This window comes from Marinobacter sp. 2_MG-2023 (assembly GCF_030546935.1).
Taxonomy (GTDB): domain Bacteria; phylum Pseudomonadota; class Gammaproteobacteria; order Pseudomonadales; family Oleiphilaceae; genus Marinobacter.
Genome location: NZ_JAUOPH010000002.1, coordinates 1 through 17224, shown reverse-complemented (window position 1 = coordinate 17224; position 17224 = coordinate 1). Strand labels below are relative to the sequence as shown.

The window sequence follows — 17224 nt, the reverse complement described above, 5'->3', positions numbered from 1 at the left end:
GCAAGGGGGTAAAGGGCTTAAATGTCAGCTCGTGCTGGCAGCAACAACTGTAGAGAGCAGGTAGCCGGTATACGCGACGTAAACCAGTAGTAGAAGAGAGCCATCAAATCGGCTGATAACTTTCCGCAAGCCGGTCATTCCGAAGCCCATAATAAGCAGACCAACTGTCAGCGCCAGCATCAGTGTCCAGTCCCGATAGAGAACTTCCGGAGCTACAGATAGAGGTTGGATAACAGCTGCCAGGCCGACGACGGCCAGGGTGTTGAAGATACCTGAACCAAGAATATTGCCCAGGATCAGGTCGTGTTCGTTTTTCCGTACCGCGGCGAGAGCCGAGGCCAGTTCTGGCAGCGACGTGCCAATCGCCACGATCGTGAGGCCGATCACCAGATCACTGACTCCCAGACTCTGTGCGATGGTAACTGCACCCCAGACGAGCAGGCGGGAGCTGACAACGAGTAAAATGAGGCCGATAACCAGCCACATAATGGCAGTTTTCATTGCCATCAGTTCGTCGGTCAGCTGGGCATCGGTTTCACCGGCCAGGGAGTCGCCTTTGCCGCGCATGCCCTGGAAAATCGACCAGCCCATCACCGCAGAAAATACGCCCAACAATACCCAGCCATCCAGCCGTGTTAGCTCACCATCGAGCAATTGGGCGCCTGCAATCAGGGTGAGCACCACGAGCAGAGGGAGTTCTTTGCGGATAACCTGGGAATGCACGGCAATGGGCGCAATCACAGCGGTCAGGCCAACAATCAAAGCGATGTTAGTGATGTTGGAGCCATAACCGTTACCCAGCGCAAGTCCGGGATTGCCGTCGGCAGCGGCCATGGCAGACACGGCCAGTTCCGGTGCTGAGGTGCCGAACCCGATAATTACCATACCGATGAGCAGCGTGGGCATGCCCAGGTGTTTGGCGGTTGCAGCAGCGCCTTCCACGAACTTGTCTGCACTCCAGACCAGCAATACAAGGCCGGCGATGATTGCGGCAATTGCCATTCCCATAGATGAGCCTCAGTCAGATGCCTTTTACAAAAAAATCCGGTATTAGACCTGTACGTGCAAAGATGCAAGCACCGGAACGGTGTGCAAGATACCGCATATGGGCGGTGAAGGTCAGCACCTTTCGGATGAAGAGTCAGGATCCGGGGCGAGCAATGGTATGAGACTAAAGTTGCGGTGATATTGCAGTTCAAAGAAGCGAAAATGATCAGAAAGCTTGTCGCGACATGTGTCCGGATGATTACCTATAAGCCGGCGCAAGCCATTGTTCGTAATAAGACAATGTCGTCCTTTAGCCGCGCACAGACCCGCAACGATTCGCAATCGCAATTTATTATTTTCGTAAAATCCGGATAATTGCGCTCACATTTTTGACGGACGCATAGGGCAGCGCCTTTTACCTCGCGACTGGCCAGCATCCGACTGATCTCTCTGCTGATCGTGGGGAGGCGAAAGGCTCATAAATAGCTAGGGTGAAAATCAATGGCCGTTAAACAGGCAGACGTAGTGCTGGTCGGCGGTGGTGTCATGAGCGCCACTCTCGGTGTGATGCTCAGGCAACTCGATCCGTCCATGAAAATTGTCATGTTGGAGCGTCTTGACCACGTTGCCCATGAAAGTACCGATGGATGGAACAACGCAGGAACCGGCCATGCGGGCTACTGTGAGCTCAACTACACACCGGAGACAGAAGACGGGGATGTGGCTATCGAGCGCGCGCTTCAGATCAACGCGCAATTCGAGGTCTCGTTGCAGTTCTGGTCACACCTGGTAGAGCAGGGCATGCTGCCCGAGCCTTCAAAATTCATTAACCGCACACCTCACCAGAGTTTTGTCTGGGGTGAAAAAGATGTGGCTTTCCTCAAACGGCGTTACGAGCGCCTGAGTGCCCATCACCTGTTCCGTGAGATGGAATATACCGAGTCGCCACGGGATCTTGAAGAGTGGATGCCTCTGATTGTTCAGGGCCGGGATCCGATGCAGCGTGTTGCTGCAACCCGTATTCGCCATGGCTCCGATGTTGATTTTGGCTCCCTGACCCGCAACATGGTCGATTACCTGCAGAGCGAGCCCAACTTCGAGTTAATGCTGGGTTGCCCTGTGCACTATATAGACCAGCGTGACAACGGCCGCTGGAAAGTGCGGGTTAAAAACCAGCACACGGGTGAATTGACCAAGCTGGAAACGGATTTTGTATTCCTGGGTGCCGGCGGCGGCGCTTTGCCGATGCTGCAGAAATCCGGAATTGATGAAGCCCGTGGCTATGGAGGCTTCCCTGTCAGCGGTCAGTGGCTGGTATGTCGCAAGCCAGAGGTCGTGGAGAAGCACCACGCCAAGGTTTATGGCAAGGCGCCAATTGGCGCGCCTCCCATGTCGGTACCGCACCTGGATACCCGCATTATCAATGGCGAGCCCGCTCTGTTGTTCGGTCCGTTTGCAGGGTTTACCACAAGATTCCTCAAGCAGGGCTCGATTTTCGACCTGTTTGGCTCAGTGCGCACGACCAACCTCAAGCCGATGCTGTCGGTGAGCAAGAGCAACATGGATCTCACGCGCTATTTGATTGGTGAAGTTTTCCAGTCGCATGGTGATCGTGTGGAGGCTCTGCGTAATTTCTTCCCGGAAGCCGAGGAAGGCAACTGGGAGCTGCGTAACGCCGGCCAGCGGGTCCAGATTATCAAGCAGGCCGAAGGTGGCGGTGGAAAGCTGGAATTTGGTACTGAAATCGTGGCTGCGAAAGACGGCACTCTGGCCGCTCTGCTCGGAGCCTCGCCCGGTGCATCGACAGCAGCAAACGCCATGATCAGTGTGATTGAGCGTTGCTTCCCGCAAAAAATTCAGACTCCCGAGTGGCAGGAGCGCATGAAGCGTATGGTGCCTTCTTACGGTCAGTCGCTGGTCAACGATGAAGCGCTGTTGACGAAGGTTCGTGAGAGAACACTCTCAGTCCTGAAACTGGGCTGATATTTGCGATTCTCATACATCGGCGTAGTGTAGGGAGACACCCCGATGTAGGAGATAGCCGATGAGCGAGCAAAACTATAACCCTGAAAAGGGGTATGTTGCCTTACTTGGCTGGAGCCTCAACGCCGTAGAAGCCGCTGATAAATTTGATCGGCGCTATGTCGTGGTTGCACCGGACTGGGCAGAACCCTACTGCAAAGAACACGACATCCCCTACGTACCCTGGAATTTCGAGCGACTGAACGATCGCTCGGTCGAGATTGCTCAAACCCTCAAAGACATGGGGGTCGATGTTTCCATCCCGTTGTTCGAAGAAACCGTTGAATGGGCCGGCGCTATCAACTCGGTGTTGATGGACAAGCCACGCCTGTTTGGCCAGGCCATGTTGCTGAGAGACAAGGCACTGATGAAGCGCCGCGCGCAGCTTGGTGGCATTCGGGTGGGTATTTTTGAAGAGGCCCACGACAAGGGTGATGTCATCCGCTTTCTGAAGCGCGTTAACCAGACATTGTTGAAGCTCGACGGCGACCCTAATGACCCGATTCACCTGAAAGCCTTTGATAAGGCTGGCTGTCTTGGCCACAGAGTAATCCGCACCCCTGACGAAGTAGATTCCATCCCGGATGAAGAGTTTCCCGTGCTCATGGAATCACACCTTGATGGCTGGGAGTTTGCGGTAGAGGCGTGGATTCATAACGGTAAAATCGCCTTTCTGAACATCTCCGAGTACGTCACGCTTGGCTATTCCGTTTTTGTGCCAGCGACGCCGGATCTCGAAAAGTATCGTGACCAGATTCGCAGTGAAATAGAAAAGCTGATCAAGACCTTTGATATAGATTTCGGTTTTGTTCATCCGGAATATTTCGTGACCAGTGACAGCACCATGTACTTTGGTGAAGTGGCCTATCGCCCGCCCGGGTTCAAGGTTTTCGAGTTGCTTGAGAAAGCCTACGGCTTCAACGCGTATCAGGGCCTGATTCTTTCATTCGACCCCAAGACCACGCCCGAAGAAATCGAAGCCTTCTTCCCGAAAGAGGTGGTGGATGCCAAAGGCTACGCGGGTTGCTTTGGCGTGTACCCACGGCGCAGGGTTGTCAGCAAGCTCGAAATTCCCGAGGAAACCGAGAATCACGAGTATTTCGAATCCCATGAATTGACCCCTCCGCTCGAGGAAACGGTGACCAAGCGCACGGCGTTCGGCACTCACTGGGGCCTGGTGTACTTCTTCGGTGAGGATCCCTACGTAATGCGTGATCTCCTGAAACATCAGGAAGATCTGGATTTCTATGTATAATCTGGCGATGCATCAACAACTATAGGGCTTGGTACAGGCCCTGAGGAACATCGTTTGAATGATCAGCAATCGGGCAATGTGTTCCCCGTTGTGAATCTGGACAAGTTGGCGACAAGGCTGGATGACGCAGTCCGGATTCTGGAAGAGAGCCGGTCTTTTTCCAAGCCTGGCAAGCTACCGCCGGTATTTGATCTTGTTCGCAGGATACTTATGCAGCCGGAAGGCTGCGCAGTGATTGAGGCGCGTGCGGAGCGGCTTGAGGCGTCAGGTGTGTTTGCCGGTACAGACTGGGCGGAACCGGCCATCCTGCTGCCGGCATTAACCACATACTCGCTACAAAGCCAGAATACTGACACGGTGGTTGTCGAGGCGCTCAGCGAGCTCCGGCTGCTGGCCGTTGCCCGAGGGGCCTATCAGCACCCCACAGTGTCTGCCGAGCAGGCGCACCACTACCTGACTCAGGTTCTTGCGATTAACCTCGGGCTGTTGTTCGGTATGACTGGTGAAGCTGAGCGGGAGCAGGGGCGGCTTGCGCTGATCAGCCAGCATGTTGTGAAGCATGTAGCCCAGCATATTGGTTACGAACACGTTATCGATAGCCTGATCGAAGAAATCTGGCGGATTCTGCAGCAGCGGCCCATTCAGGTGGCTGACGTGCGCAAGATGATCACTCAGATCGCCATTTGCAGAGCCGAACCAGATGCTGATCTCGGCAGTGCTGGGCGGGGCGCCGACCGTCTCATCTCCAGTCTCTACGGTCCTACCCGGGGGTGCAGCGAAGACCCGGGGACCGTGGTGTACCAGCAGCGCCTGGAGTCTATGGATTACCAGACATTGCAGAACGAAGCCACCGGATTCGCCCGCTCCATGCACGATACCGGTCTGGTCTCGCCTTATCATGCAACCTTCGTCAGTTTCATTCTGGAGAGTCACGATAACCTGCTCAGCGAAGCCCTGGGTCTTTCCAGCACGGGGCGTGACTGCCTGATGTGCTACCGGGAACTGGTGTACACCCTGATCACAGAGGGTGTTTTCCCGGAAACAGCTCAAGGTTTATATGGCTTGGCACTCTTGCTGGAACGGGGCATTCTCTATCAACCTCCTGTCGCACCTGCGCTTTGGCGTCAGGCCCGGCTGAACCTTTGCCCGCAAGCGCGTGAGCGCCTGCAGCTTGCCTACGGCTATCAGCCCCAGGCTGCGGCCTGGCTGATACAGGGGGTGCTGAATATGCTGGGGCAACCCTTGGGCGTTGGCCAGGGAAACAATCCGACCTGTCAGTCAGCCCGGGCATTGTCCATGTGGGCCTACAACGATCCGGACTATCTGTTGCAGATGGTGGCATGGGCTGCTCGTGACAACGAAATTGTCATGCATTTCGAGGGTCAGCCCGTGTCCTCGGCGGACAGTCTGGGCGGCGTGGCTTCAGAAGTAACCCTTGATCTTGATCCTGTATCACTGGTTGTGGTGCCGCACCTTGACCGGATATATGGCGAGATGGGGCGCATGTGTATCGGCCGTGAAGGCGATCCGCATAGATGGGTAAACCCGGAATTTCACGGCTGGTCTGCAGGGCGAGGTTTTGCCATCAATGTGGATGTGGCTACCGGTAATCTGGATGACCTGGAAGGTTTTATCCGGCATTTCTACGCCAGTTATCACCCCTACTACAACGGCAACCAGCCGCTTATCCACCCTCAGCCTGCGGGCATCGCGGTAACTGACAGGGCGGCACGTTTTATTGGCTGGCATGCCATAACCATTCTTCGGGCAGCCCTGGATCCGGAGGGGGAGATGCGGGTGTATTTCTACAACCCGAACAATGACAGCGGCCAGAGTTGGGGTGATGATGTGCATGTGAGCACGGAAGGCTGCGGCGAAAGATTCGGTGAGGCCTCTCTGCCATTCGAGCAGTTTACCTCCCGGCTTTACATATTCCATTTTGACCCGCTTGAGCGTGGCGAGCCTGCGGAAGTAGGTGATGAAGAGCTGCAGCGGGTAATGGAAAGGGTATACCGCAGCTGGGGTGAACACCGAGTCCCTTCAAAAGAGCTTCAAGCGGAGCCGCCTCAGACCGAGTAAGCTGGTAGTGCGGCCGGCATGTTATGCAGGCCGGTTCGCGCCCCTCAGCATGGCATGCAACAACTCATTGGCGTCAAACTTGGTTAGAGCCTCATTGGCGCCTACCTGATTGGCGTAACTCAGGCTCATCTCGCTGTTCAGTGAGGTATGCAGGATGATGTAAGGCTGTGTGAGTACACTGTTGTCCCGCACACCGAATGTCAGTTCATAGCCGTCCAGGCCTGGCATCTCAATATCACTCACCAGAATATCAACCGGTTGCCCGCGCTCGTTGTTGTTCAGGAGAACCTGCAGGGCGTCGTCACCGCTGATCGTGACCTGGTAAGAGATATTCTTTGCGTCCAGTGCATCGCACAACTGTTTACGGGCAACACGGGAATCATCTACCAGCAGAATGTTGAGGGCTTTCAGGGTCTCGCTCTGAACATCAGTAAGTGCGACCTCATCCGGTTCCAGCGAGTCAGGGTAGACGTTTGCCAGCAACAGCTCGACATCCAGCAATTGAATGATATCGCCGTCGGCGTCCAGCAAGCCGGTAATAAAAGCTTTGTCTCCCAGAGCCTTGGGCGGTGCTTTTACCTGCTTCCAGTCTGTTTCGATGATTTTCTGTACGCCGCGCACCAGAAAGCCGGTTTCCTGACGTTGGACATCTGTGATGATGATCGACGACTTCTGCAGTTCTTCCCGGGTTAGAGCCGGATAGCCAACCGCTGCTGCCATATCAATCACCGGTACGGCGGAGCCGCGGAAGCTGGCGGTTCCAACGACGGCATGATGACTGTGTGGAAGCTTTGTCAGTGGCTGGTAAGGCAGTATTTCCCGGACTTTCAGCGTGCCTATCCCGAAAAGCCGAGTGCCTGACAAGCGGAACAGGAGGAGTTTCTGGGATTGTTTGGCTTTGCTGGTCATTACCCGATCCTTGCGAACATGCCCTCCGCGAAAGCGAAAAGCTTTCGCGGAGGTTGGTCAAATACGGTACGGGTTAAAGATAGCAAGCTTAAGGGTTGTTATCACCCGCTGCTATGACAACTTTGGTTACGAATCGTATTCAGCTTCTGTTTGGCACTGCTTGCCCGGTTATCAGGTTCTGCTCACGAGCCATGGCGTAGGCTGCTTTGGGGCCGAGCCATAGTGACGGCAGCAGAATCAAAGAAACCGGGATGGCGGTGATCACAATAAACTGCTGAAGCACACTGATCTGGCCTGCTCCCATATACAGAAGAATGGCTGCCATACCCGCCATGGTCAGGCCCCAGAAAGCCCTTACAAAAGTATTCGGCTGGTCGTGGCCAGAGCTTACAACTGCAATGGAGTAACTCATGGAATCGCCGGTGGTTGCCACAAAGATTGTGGTAAGCACCAGAATGGCCAGCGCCATAAAGCTACCACCCGGCAAAGCCTGAGCAACGGTGAGGGTCGCCACGTCGAAGCGGAAGTTGTTCAGCGCCTCTGCCAGATCAATCGCGCCGGTCATCTGGTAATAGATGCCTGAGCCGCCCATTAGGGTGAACCAGATTGTGGTGGCGACGGGAGCCATGACAGCAACGGCCAGGATCATGTCGCGAATGCTTCGGCCGCGGGAAATGCGGGCCACGAAGATCGCCATCAGCGGGGCGTAGCCGATAAACCAGGCAAAGAAGAAAACGGTCCACCACTGCATCCACCAGCCAGGGGCCGTTTCAGCGGTCATGGTCGCCATTTCCATAAAAGAAGAGACGTACTGACCCATGCTCTGGAAATAGGTGTTGGTGAGGAACAGCGTGGGGCCGAAGACGAAAATAATAGCCGCGACCGCCAGGGCCAGAAACACGTTCAGACGGCTCAGGAACTGGATGCCACGGTGAATGCCCGATATTGCCGACGTTACGTAGATAATTGCGAGGCCAACCAGGATGGCCAACTGTGTGGCCAGGCCGTCCGTCAGGCCGAAGAGCTCACTCAGGCCGAAGCTCATCTGGGTAGCAAGGAAACCAACCGGGCCAACGGTACCGGCAACCACGGCAATCACGCAGCAGGCATCAACAACACTGCCCAACCAGCCACTCATAACGCGCTCACCGAATACCGCGTAGAGCAGTGTTCTCGGTTGTAGTGGCTTGCCCTTCACGTAGTGAGCGTGGGCCAACACAATTGCTGCCAGAGTTCCCAGAACCGCCCAGGCCAGAAAACCCCAGTGCATGAACGATTGTGCCATAGCATTGGAGACCGCGGCTGCGGTGCCTGGTTCACTGGTGAAGGCTGGCGGAGTGACTACAAAATGGTAGATAGGCTCGCCCGCAGCAAAGAACACGCCGCCTCCAGCAAGCAATGTGCACATAATGATCGAAAGCCAGCGGAACGTGCTCATCTCGGGCTGATCCAGATTACCAATTTTGGCTTTGGCGGCCGGGGTGCATGCCAGGCCTATTGCGATAAAGAAGGTTGCCAGTAGCAACATCTGGAAATAGGTGCCAAACGTTTTCGCGGTCCAGGCAAAGCCGTTTCCGATAAGGTCGGCGACCGCTGTTATATCAAAAAGTGAGAACCCGACGAATAAAACAATGAAGCCAATGCTGAGAGTCAGTACCACAGGATCGCCAAGCTGAGCGATGGAGTAATCCTCCCCGCGCTTGAGATTTTCATTCTTCATAAAAACTAAACCTTGTATTTGATTACCTTCGTTTGCCTGTGTTGCCTGACAAAACCGTTCGGTTCGAGACTTGCCGCTTTCAGCAGAGCGCGCCTGCTGGAACTGCAATGGATGCGCGCCGGTATCGTCGCTACTGGCGCGGGGGCGAGACCATGCCATAAAGCTGACACTAATACCAAGGTCGTAACGTAAGTTTTAATACGGAGAGAATCGTTATCGGATGACCGGTTGGAGCGAAGCGCACCTGGTGCATCCTGGCTCAGTGGGCCCCAGTTCATATTTAAGGAGAAGTCTTAACCCTCCATTAACCAGTCTTTCGATAGTCTGAACCCAGTCGCTTACCGCAGATTCCGCTGCGCCCGATTGGGTTTTTGTTTATGTGTCGCTTCCCCTGCTTGAAAGTAATACCGATGGCGCTGTTCTGCCTGGCTACTGCCGGCTGCAGTTCGTTGTCCACAAGCCCCGACTATCTGGCCCAGGCGGACTCTGATCGTCAGAACCTCGTCTCCTGGTCTGAGCTGGACGCTGGTTCCGAATCAGCCTATCTGGATGATTTGGTCAGCAGCGGTGATCTGAACGCGCTGATCGCCGAAGCGCGTGCGGCCAACCCGGATCTTGGACAAACACTGCTTTCTCTCGAAATTCTCCGTGCCCAATACCGGGCGACTCAGGCAGACCAACTCCCCGACGTCGAGGCTGGCTTCGGCGCAAATAAAACGGAAGACCTCGATACTTCCTACACCGGAAGCATCAGCGTCAGCTGGGAACTGGATTTGTGGGCGAAGATCTCTGATGAGGCGTCGGCAGCTGCGAGCGATGTCGCCGAACAGCTGGCTCTCTACCAGGCTGCCCGGGATACGCTCGCAGCCGAGGTTATGCAGGGCTGGTTGAAGCTGGTTAATCTGAACCGGTCCGTTGCTATCGAAGAACAACGAGTAGAACTGCTGGAAAAAAACGAAGAGTGGATTCTTCAGCGCTACCGATCCGGTTTGGGTGACCTTGAGGACCTCGACAGTGCCCAAAGTTCGGCAGCCAGTGCCAGAGCGTCGCTGTTCGCCACTCTGGAATCCCTGCAGCAGCAACAAAGAGCTTTAAACCTGTTGCTCGGCCGGAGCCATGGCAGCACGGCTATCGCAGCCGACTACCCGCAAGTTCTTTTGCCCCTGGCTGACCTTGCCGACCAGACGTTACAGCGCCGACCAGACCTGAAAGCGGCCTATCTGGCCATAGAAGCAAACGACTTTCGTACGTCTGTTGCCTACAAAGAGATGCTGCCATCGATCAGCCTGGAAGCGGCCCTGAGCGACACAGGAACATCGCCAAGCGAAGCTCTGTTGAGAAATCCGGTGTGGTCATTGCTCGGTCAATTAACGGCGCCTTTGTTTCGTGGCGGTGAGCTTAAAGCCAATGCTGAAGCTGCAGAACTGACCACCGCCAGGAGCTATCAGGCCTACCGGGAAACGCTGCTGAACGCAGTCCAGGAAGTTGAAAATGCGATCAGTCAGGAATCGAGCCTTGCCAAACAGCAGCAGCAGATAGACAGCGCGCTTCTGAGCGCACGCCGCAACTATCAACAGTACCAGCAGAAGTACCGGAATGGCCTGGTTTCTGTACTCGACCTACTCGAAGTGCAGGAGCAGACCTTTGATCTGGAATCACAACTTAACGACTTAATCTACGAGCGCCTGAGCAACCGAATCACACTCGGGCTTGCACTGGGGCTGGGCATCAAGGAGGCCGATCAGTCATGATCCGACCATACGCAAAATGGCTTGTTTTGTTGGCCGCCGTTGGCGTGCTGATCAGTGTATTCCTCTATAACAGTCAGAAACTCCGGGAGCAGGAAAGTCGGCCTCTGCCGGCGAAAGAGGATAGTGGTATTGCACCGAATGTCGGTGTTATTCCGGCAATAACCGACTCCCATGCCGTCAACGTTGAAGCTTTTGGTGCGGCCAAGTCGCGATATGAAATAACTCTCACTGCCCAGGTTTCCGGCCAGGTCTCTGAACTCGCAAGCGCTTTTGAATCCGGGCGTATCGTGAAAAAAGGCGACCTTCTTTTGACACTGGAAGACAGCGATTATCGTGCTGCGCTTGCCAGCGCAGAAAACGATCTGGCGAGTGCGCAGTTAGATCTTCTTGAGGCCGAAAGAGAAGCGAAGCAGGCAGTTCTGGAGTGGCAGGCTTCCGGAATGACCGGCGAACCGGACTCTCCCTTGGTGCTGCATGAACCTCAAGTAAAGCAAGCTCAAGCGGCGGTCGCTAACGCCGAGGCTGCGGTGGCCAGTGCCGAAAAAGACGTGGCCCAAACCCGTGTCAGAGCGCCTTTTGACGCGCTGGTTGTCAGCCGTACCGTCTCACCGGGCAGTTATCTGCAGGCGGGGAACGATATAGCCGAGCTCTACAGTGCAGACCGTATCGAGATCTCTTTGCCTATATCTCAGCTCGACTGGCAGAAGCTTCCGGATATCGAAGTGTTGGACAAAGGCGAGTGGCCGGTAAGCCTGTTTTCCGTTGAAACCGGGCAGCAATGGCACGGTTATATCCAGCGCACGGAACTGCACCTGGATGATACAACCCGGCAGCAGTCAGTGATCGCAGCTTTAGAACGGCCACTGGAGCAGGCCGACATGCTAGCGCCCGGCGCTTTCCTCCGGGCAGAAATCGCAGGCCGTGAACTGAGCGACCTCTGGCGTCTGCCTTCGTCTTCACTCAGCCAGCGAGGCGAAGTCTGGTATGTAGACAATGGCGTTCTGGCCAGGTTCTCCGCAGACCCGGTTGCCAGTGATGAGCAGGCTATCTATATCCGCCCACCGGCCTCGCTTTATGGCCAAACCGTGAACGTGCTGACCCATCCATTGAGCACCTACATGCCAGGTATGGCCGTTAATCCAGTGGAGGCATCCGATGACTGATCAAAGCTGGAACAAGGGGATCATACCCTGGTTTGCCAAAAACCCGGTTGCGGCAAACCTTCTGCTGATTCTGGTGATTGGCCTTGGTGTTCTCCAGGTGGGAGACCTCCGAAAAGAAGCATTCCCGAGCACGGAACCGGACAGCATTACTGTCTCTGTTACCTACGACAGTGGCTCAGCCCAGCAGTCGGAAGAAGGGCTGGCCATCAAGATTGAAGAAGAACTGGAAGATGTTAATGGCATTAATGACATCACCAGTACGTCGACTGCCAGCGGTTCAACAGTCACAGTTGAAAAGCAGAGCGATTACGACCTGGATGTATTGTTGCGAGACGTCAAAAATAAAGTGGATGCTATTTCAACCTTCCCGGCTGACGCCAAGAGCCCGGTTATTGAAAAAGCGGAACGTGAGGAGCACTCGCTCTGGTTGCAGCTCCATGGCGAAACAGACCGTCACACATTGCAGCAACTGGCCGAAGAGCTGAAATCTGACCTGCTTGCCAAGGCTGACATCAACCGTGTAAGCAAATCCGGTTGGCTTGACCCCATGATGTCGATAGAGATTGATGAGGGGCGTTTACAGGCCTACGGTTTGTCACTGTCCGATGTCGAGGATGCGATCAATCAGGGGTCATCCAGCACGATGACGGCGGTCCTGAAAAATGAACAGGTCTACCTGCAATTGAAAGCCTCGCAACAGGCTTACCTTAAAGAAGAATTTGCTGCCATTCCTCTGATCACAAACAGTGATGGCGTGATTGTCTCCCTGGGTGATCTCGCTTTCATTAACGATACCTACGACGATGATACTGCTGTGTTGTCCCGCTTTGCCGGCGAGAACAGTGTTGCCCTGCAGGTAATCACCACCGGCCTGGATGACATCACCGAGACGGTGGAAGCCGCTAAACAGGTGATCGAAGAATGGCATGGCAACGGAAATCTGCCTCAGGGTGTAGAACTCACCAGCTGGTATGATCGCAGTAGCTCCATAAGTGAACGCTTGGACCTGCTCGTCACCAATGCACTGAGTGGCATTGTGATGGTGTTCATTCTTCTGGCCCTGTTCCTGAATCTGACGGTGGCGTTCTGGGTCTCCATGGGGCTTCCCTTTATCTTCTTCGGAACGCTGTACTTCATGGGCGACCGATTTGCCGGGCTCTCCCTTAATGAGTTCACCACATTTGGTTTTATCATGGCCCTGGGGATTGTCGTGGATGATGCCGTGGTTGTGGGCGAAAGCGTTTACACCGTGCGCAAACAGGAGGGCGACACCCTTCGCAACACCATTCGGGGCACCCTGCGGGTGGCTGTGCCGACACTTTTTGGCGTTTTTACCACGGTGGTGGCCTTTTATTCTCTGTCGAATCTCAGCGGCAAACTGGGGCAGATCTACGCCCAGTTCGCGGCTGTGGTTACCATTTGTCTGTTGTTGTCCATTGTCGAATCCAAGCTTATTCTGCCGGCCCACCTGGCACACTTGAATACCCATCGCAGAGCCAGTCGAAACCCGCTCCTTGAGATATGGCGACGTATCCAGCAGGGAGCAGATTCCGGCCTTCAATGGTTCAACGACCGGGTCTATAAAGTTGTGATCGATTGGGCGCTCGCCTACCGGTATGCCGTGTTGGTTTTATTCCTTGCCCTGTTTGCGCTGGTCATGGCCATGCCTTTCAACGGTGCCGTTCGAACCAGCTTCTTTCCGGACATTCCGGGGGATACGATTCGGGCCAACATCACCATGGAAACCGATGCCAGCTTTGGCTTGACGCATTCCGCTCTGCTTTCACTGGAGCAACTAGCGCATCAAATTGATGAGCAGCTCGTTGAGCGTGCCAATAGCGATGTGCAGACCGGAATTGCTAATCTGCAGGTTCTCTCCGAGAGTGACCAGGCGGGAACAGTGACGGTCGAGCTCGCATCAGACGCTCCTTATGACATCACCACCTTTTCCAACCAGTGGAAACTCAGCGGCGGTCTGGCTGAAGGTGTAAAAACCCTCAGCGTCGCCAGCCGGCCCGGGATGGTAGACGCACTCCGTATTGAGTTGCGGGCCTCCGATGATGGTGTGCTGACTGCGGCCGGCCGTGATATCAAGGAGCAGCTATTAACAATTCCGGCAATCAGTGGTATCGAAGATAACATCGAAGCCAGCCAGCCCCGTCTGCTCCTGGAACTCAACCCGCAGGGCAAAGCCCTGGGATTGAGCACCGACACCCTGGCCCAACAGGTCCTTCAAGCCTTCAGTGGCCAGGTAGTTCAACGCTTTCAGCGGAATAACGACGAAGTGGAAGTTAAAGTCCGCTACCCCGAAGACGCCCGGGAAAACCCTACTGATGTGCTGAACGCCAACATCCGCACCGACGAGGGTACGGTGCTTCCTTTGTCCAGTGTTGCCACAGTGACCTACGGCTACTCCCGGGATACCATCACCCGCATTGACGGCAAGCGGGCACTCTATCTCTCCGCCGACGTGGACAAGGACATTCTGTCGGCTTCGGAACTGGTGGCTGGTCTCCAACAGGATCTGGTTCCGGAGCTGGAGCGCCAATACCCCGGGCTCGATATCAGTTTTGCCGGGGAAGCGGAGCAGCAGGCAGAAACCCAGAATTCCATGGTGCACGTGTTCATGATCGCCATGCTGGTCATCTACATGCTGTTGGCAATCCCTCTGAAATCCTATGTCCAGCCTGTATTGATCATGACTGCGATTCCTTTCGGAATTGTCGGGGCCATCCTTGGCCATTGGATGAATGATCTGTCCATCAGTATTCTGTCCCTGAATGGGATTATTGCTCTCAGTGGCGTCGTGGTGAATGACAGTCTTTTGCTGGTATCCCGTTACAATGAATTGAAACCCGATGCCGATCACCAAATTGAAGCAATCAGTAAAGCCTGCAGGAGCCGTCTCCGAGCCGTGTTACTAACATCATTCACTACGTTTGCGGGCCTCTACCCATTGCTGTCAGAAACTTCAGCTCAGGCCCAGTTCCTGATACCGGCGGCTGTCGCATTGGGGTACGGGATCATGTTTGCAACGGTGATTACCTTGATTCTGATTCCCGTTCTGGTGGCGATTCAGCACGATTTGGTCGAGCGATTCACAGATATCCGCAACTGGTTTACCGTGAGAGCAGATAAAAATGAGGCAGATCCATGCTGAAATTGTTATTGGCCGAAGACGATCTCGACCTGGCTCAGACGCTGGTGCAATACCTGGAACTGGAGGGGTTCATCTGTGACCATGTCAGCAACGGTATCGCCGGGCTGAATCTGATCAAACAAAACAGCTACGATGTCCTGTTGCTGGATATTAATATGCCCCGCCTGGACGGCCTTGGCCTTTGCCAGCGTTTAAGGGAGCAGGGCAACGATATCCCCGTGCTGATGCTGACAGCTCGTGATCAGCTTAATGACAAACTGTTGGGGTTTGATGCCGGCACCGATGACTATCTGGTCAAACCCTTTGAGATGGAAGAGTTGCTGGCGAGGGTGCGCGCACTGTCACATCGGCGTAGCGGCCAGGTCCAGAAGCTCACCTGTGGTGAGTTGCAGATGAACCTCAGCGAGAAGATCTTGCTGCGAAACGGTCAGGCCCTGAAATTGTCGCCCACCGGGTGGCGCTTGCTTGAATGCCTGATGCGCGCCTCACCATCTCCAGTAACCCGTGAGGCGTTGATGGACGCCGCCTGGGGAGACGATCACCCCGACAGCAACAGCCTGAAAGTTCACATGTATAACCTTCGCAAGGCTGTCGACGGCTCATTTTCCGAGTCGCTTCTGCACACCATCAGCGGAGTTGGCTTTGCCATCAGGCCTCCCGGAACAGGCAAGACGAATGTTTAAAGCCAGGATTAGCCTCAGGGCACTTCTTATATCGTCCTTCCTGGCGTTGGGTCTCATCCTGGTCCTCGCCTATTCGCTGGTCTCAAAGGAGCACTTCATTCGGGGACTGGATGCGGCGATGGCCACTAATATGGAAAAGACCGCCCGCACTTTCAGCGAGGTAATAGGCCCGGGCCAGAGAGAGCGGGCCAGAGAGTTCAGTGGTTTTGACGTCGCGATGCAATGGGCCAGTTTACCCGCCTATGCCCTTGAAGCCTTTCCCGGTGGGCCGGGCGAACCCGGTCAGTTGCTGAAAAAAGAAGGCAGCAGCTGGTTCAGCCGCCCGAGCTTTGTCATCTTTGCAATGCGCTACGAAACCGCGAGCGGTCCACTTTACCTGAGCCAGAAACTCACGCCTCCAGCAACATCGGAGTTGCTACCTCAAGCTGCCCGGCAAAACCGATTGCTCACGCTAACGGTCAGTATCCTGGTGATTGGGTTTATTTTGACTGTTGGCTGGCTTCTATTGAGGCATGTATCCCGCCCCATGGCCGCACTGAGAGCCTGGACCCACTCCCTGAACAACGACAAACTTTCCCAACCGGTGCCGGATTTTTCGTATCCCGAGCTGAACGAAATGGCGGAACTCATTCGTAACAGTCTTTCCACGGTTGAGCAGGCACTGGACCGTGAACGGCGGTTTCTCAAACATGCGAGCCATGAGCTGCGGACACCCATAAGTACGATCCGCTCCAATATCGAGCTACAACGAAAGCTGACTCAGAAAAGGGAAAAGTACGAGGACGAGAAGAGCATTGTGGATCGCATCGACCGCGCCAGCCTGACTATGAAGCACCTTACCGAAACGCTGCTCTGGCTGAATCATGAGCCGGATACGCCGCTTCAGAGTGAAGCCGTCGATCTGCCGGGGCTGATACGGGAACTGGCTGGCGAAATGTCATATCTTCTGGCCGGAAAGCCCGTGACCACCGAGATTAGTACCTCCTCGTACAGCTGCACTGTACCTTTGGTGCCGGCACGTATCATTCTCGGCAATCTGATTCGGAACGCCTATCAGCACTGCTGGGAGGGGACCGTTGTTATCGATCAGCAAGAAGGCAGAGTTACGATTAGCAATCCGGTAGAACCGGATGCGCAAAACCTGTCCCCGGCATCGTCAGAAAATACGGGTTATGGTCTGGGCCTGGAGCTGACAACAACCCTCAGTCAAAGGATCGGATGGCATTACACAGCAAAGCGTGAGGGTAACTATCATCGCGTTGTTGTCGAGACCGAATCCAGTCGCGACAGCTAGCAGGTATTTGCAATTCACGTGGAGGCCTGTGGACCACCAGTAATTGTCCGGGCAAGAAAAAGCCCCGACTGGCGGGGCTTTAGGAGAGGTTTTAATATTCGGGTAGTTCCCGGGAAATCTGAATTTGGTGGAGACGGCGGGAATTGAACCCGATGCCGCAGCTTTTCGAAGCACCACACAAACCCACAATTACCAATAAAA

At 54.8% G+C, this 17224-nt stretch carries 11 protein-coding genes; 8 read left to right on the top strand and 3 right to left on the bottom strand.

Annotation, left to right across the window (positions count from 1 at the left end; all coding sequences use genetic code 11):
* Positions 1-24: 24 nt before the first annotated feature.
* Positions 25-1008: a calcium/sodium antiporter gene (locus tag Q4501_RS03930; protein ID WP_303594389.1), complete on the bottom strand. Its 984-nt coding sequence runs from the start codon at positions 1006-1008 to the stop codon at positions 25-27.
* A gap of 480 nt (positions 1009-1488) precedes the next feature.
* Here Q4501_RS03930 and mqo point away from each other — a divergent pair, with 480 nt between their 5' ends.
* From mqo to Q4501_RS03915, 3 genes are all read left to right on the top strand, one after another.
* On the top strand, positions 1489-2970 hold the full coding sequence (mqo, locus tag Q4501_RS03925) for a malate dehydrogenase (quinone) (RefSeq protein ID WP_303594387.1): 1482 nt from the start codon (positions 1489-1491) through the stop codon (positions 2968-2970).
* 61 nt (positions 2971-3031) lie between these two features.
* A complete protein-coding gene (locus Q4501_RS03920) occupies positions 3032-4264 on the top strand; it encodes an acetyl-CoA carboxylase biotin carboxylase subunit family protein (RefSeq protein ID WP_303594385.1) in 1233 nt (410 codons plus the stop codon).
* Between the two features lie 54 nt (positions 4265-4318).
* Complete coding sequence (locus Q4501_RS03915; protein ID WP_303594383.1) at positions 4319-6343, top strand: hypothetical protein; 2025 nt, start codon at positions 4319-4321, stop codon at positions 6341-6343.
* 21 nt (positions 6344-6364) lie between these two features.
* On the opposite strand, the gene Q4501_RS03910 is transcribed toward Q4501_RS03915, so the two are convergent.
* Both Q4501_RS03910 and Q4501_RS03905 read right to left on the bottom strand, forming a co-directional pair.
* Positions 6365-7252 (bottom strand): chemotaxis protein, encoded by an 888-nt coding sequence (locus Q4501_RS03910; protein WP_303594381.1) that lies wholly within the window; start codon positions 7250-7252, stop codon positions 6365-6367.
* A gap of 139 nt (positions 7253-7391) precedes the next feature.
* Positions 7392-8972 (bottom strand): BCCT family transporter, encoded by a 1581-nt coding sequence (locus Q4501_RS03905; RefSeq protein WP_303594379.1) that lies wholly within the window; start codon positions 8970-8972, stop codon positions 7392-7394.
* 410 nt (positions 8973-9382) lie between these two features.
* Between Q4501_RS03905 and Q4501_RS03900 the strand changes: the two genes are divergently transcribed.
* Genes Q4501_RS03900 through Q4501_RS03880 form a run of 5 tightly spaced genes read left to right on the top strand, consistent with a single transcriptional unit; the run spans position 9383 to position 17023 of the window.
* Positions 9383-10723 carry a TolC family protein gene (locus Q4501_RS03900; protein WP_303594377.1) on the top strand — a complete coding sequence of 447 codons (1341 nt, stop codon included), beginning with the start codon at positions 9383-9385 and terminating at the stop codon, positions 10721-10723.
* On the top strand, positions 10720-11886 hold the full coding sequence (locus tag Q4501_RS03895) for an efflux RND transporter periplasmic adaptor subunit (protein WP_303594375.1): 1167 nt from the start codon (positions 10720-10722) through the stop codon (positions 11884-11886). The genes Q4501_RS03900 and Q4501_RS03895 overlap by 4 nt, the downstream gene beginning before the upstream one ends.
* Positions 11879-15046 (top strand): efflux RND transporter permease subunit, encoded by a 3168-nt coding sequence (locus Q4501_RS03890; RefSeq protein ID WP_303594374.1) that lies wholly within the window; start codon positions 11879-11881, stop codon positions 15044-15046. Before Q4501_RS03895 ends, Q4501_RS03890 begins: the two co-directional genes overlap by 8 nt.
* A complete protein-coding gene (locus Q4501_RS03885) occupies positions 15040-15729 on the top strand; it encodes a response regulator transcription factor (protein WP_303594373.1) in 690 nt (229 codons plus the stop codon). The genes Q4501_RS03890 and Q4501_RS03885 overlap by 7 nt, the downstream gene beginning before the upstream one ends.
* Positions 15722-17023 (top strand): HAMP domain-containing sensor histidine kinase, encoded by a 1302-nt coding sequence (locus Q4501_RS03880; protein WP_303594371.1) that lies wholly within the window; start codon positions 15722-15724, stop codon positions 17021-17023. Before Q4501_RS03885 ends, Q4501_RS03880 begins: the two co-directional genes overlap by 8 nt.
* The last annotated feature ends 201 nt before the right edge of the window (positions 17024-17224 follow it).

Excerpts from the sequence above, each read along its gene's own strand:
- Q4501_RS03930 (WP_303594389.1), bottom strand. The coding sequence starts at position 1,008 with ATGGGAATGGCAATTGCCGCAATCATCGCCGGCCTTGTATTGCTGGTC.
- mqo (WP_303594387.1), top strand. The coding sequence starts at position 1,489 with ATGGCCGTTAAACAGGCAGACGTAGTGCTGGTCGGCGGTGGTGTCATG.
- Q4501_RS03920 (WP_303594385.1), top strand. The coding sequence starts at position 3,032 with ATGAGCGAGCAAAACTATAACCCTGAAAAGGGGTATGTTGCCTTACTT.
- Q4501_RS03910 (WP_303594381.1), bottom strand. The coding sequence starts at position 7,252 with ATGACCAGCAAAGCCAAACAATCCCAGAAACTCCTCCTGTTCCGCTTG.
- Q4501_RS03905 (WP_303594379.1), bottom strand. The coding sequence starts at position 8,972 with ATGAAGAATGAAAATCTCAAGCGCGGGGAGGATTACTCCATCGCTCAG.
- Q4501_RS03900 (WP_303594377.1), top strand. The coding sequence starts at position 9,383 with ATGGCGCTGTTCTGCCTGGCTACTGCCGGCTGCAGTTCGTTGTCCACA.
- Q4501_RS03895 (WP_303594375.1), top strand. The coding sequence starts at position 10,720 with ATGATCCGACCATACGCAAAATGGCTTGTTTTGTTGGCCGCCGTTGGC.
- Q4501_RS03890 (WP_303594374.1), top strand. The coding sequence starts at position 11,879 with ATGACTGATCAAAGCTGGAACAAGGGGATCATACCCTGGTTTGCCAAA.
- Q4501_RS03885 (WP_303594373.1), top strand. The coding sequence starts at position 15,040 with ATGCTGAAATTGTTATTGGCCGAAGACGATCTCGACCTGGCTCAGACG.
- Q4501_RS03880 (WP_303594371.1), top strand. The coding sequence starts at position 15,722 with ATGTTTAAAGCCAGGATTAGCCTCAGGGCACTTCTTATATCGTCCTTC.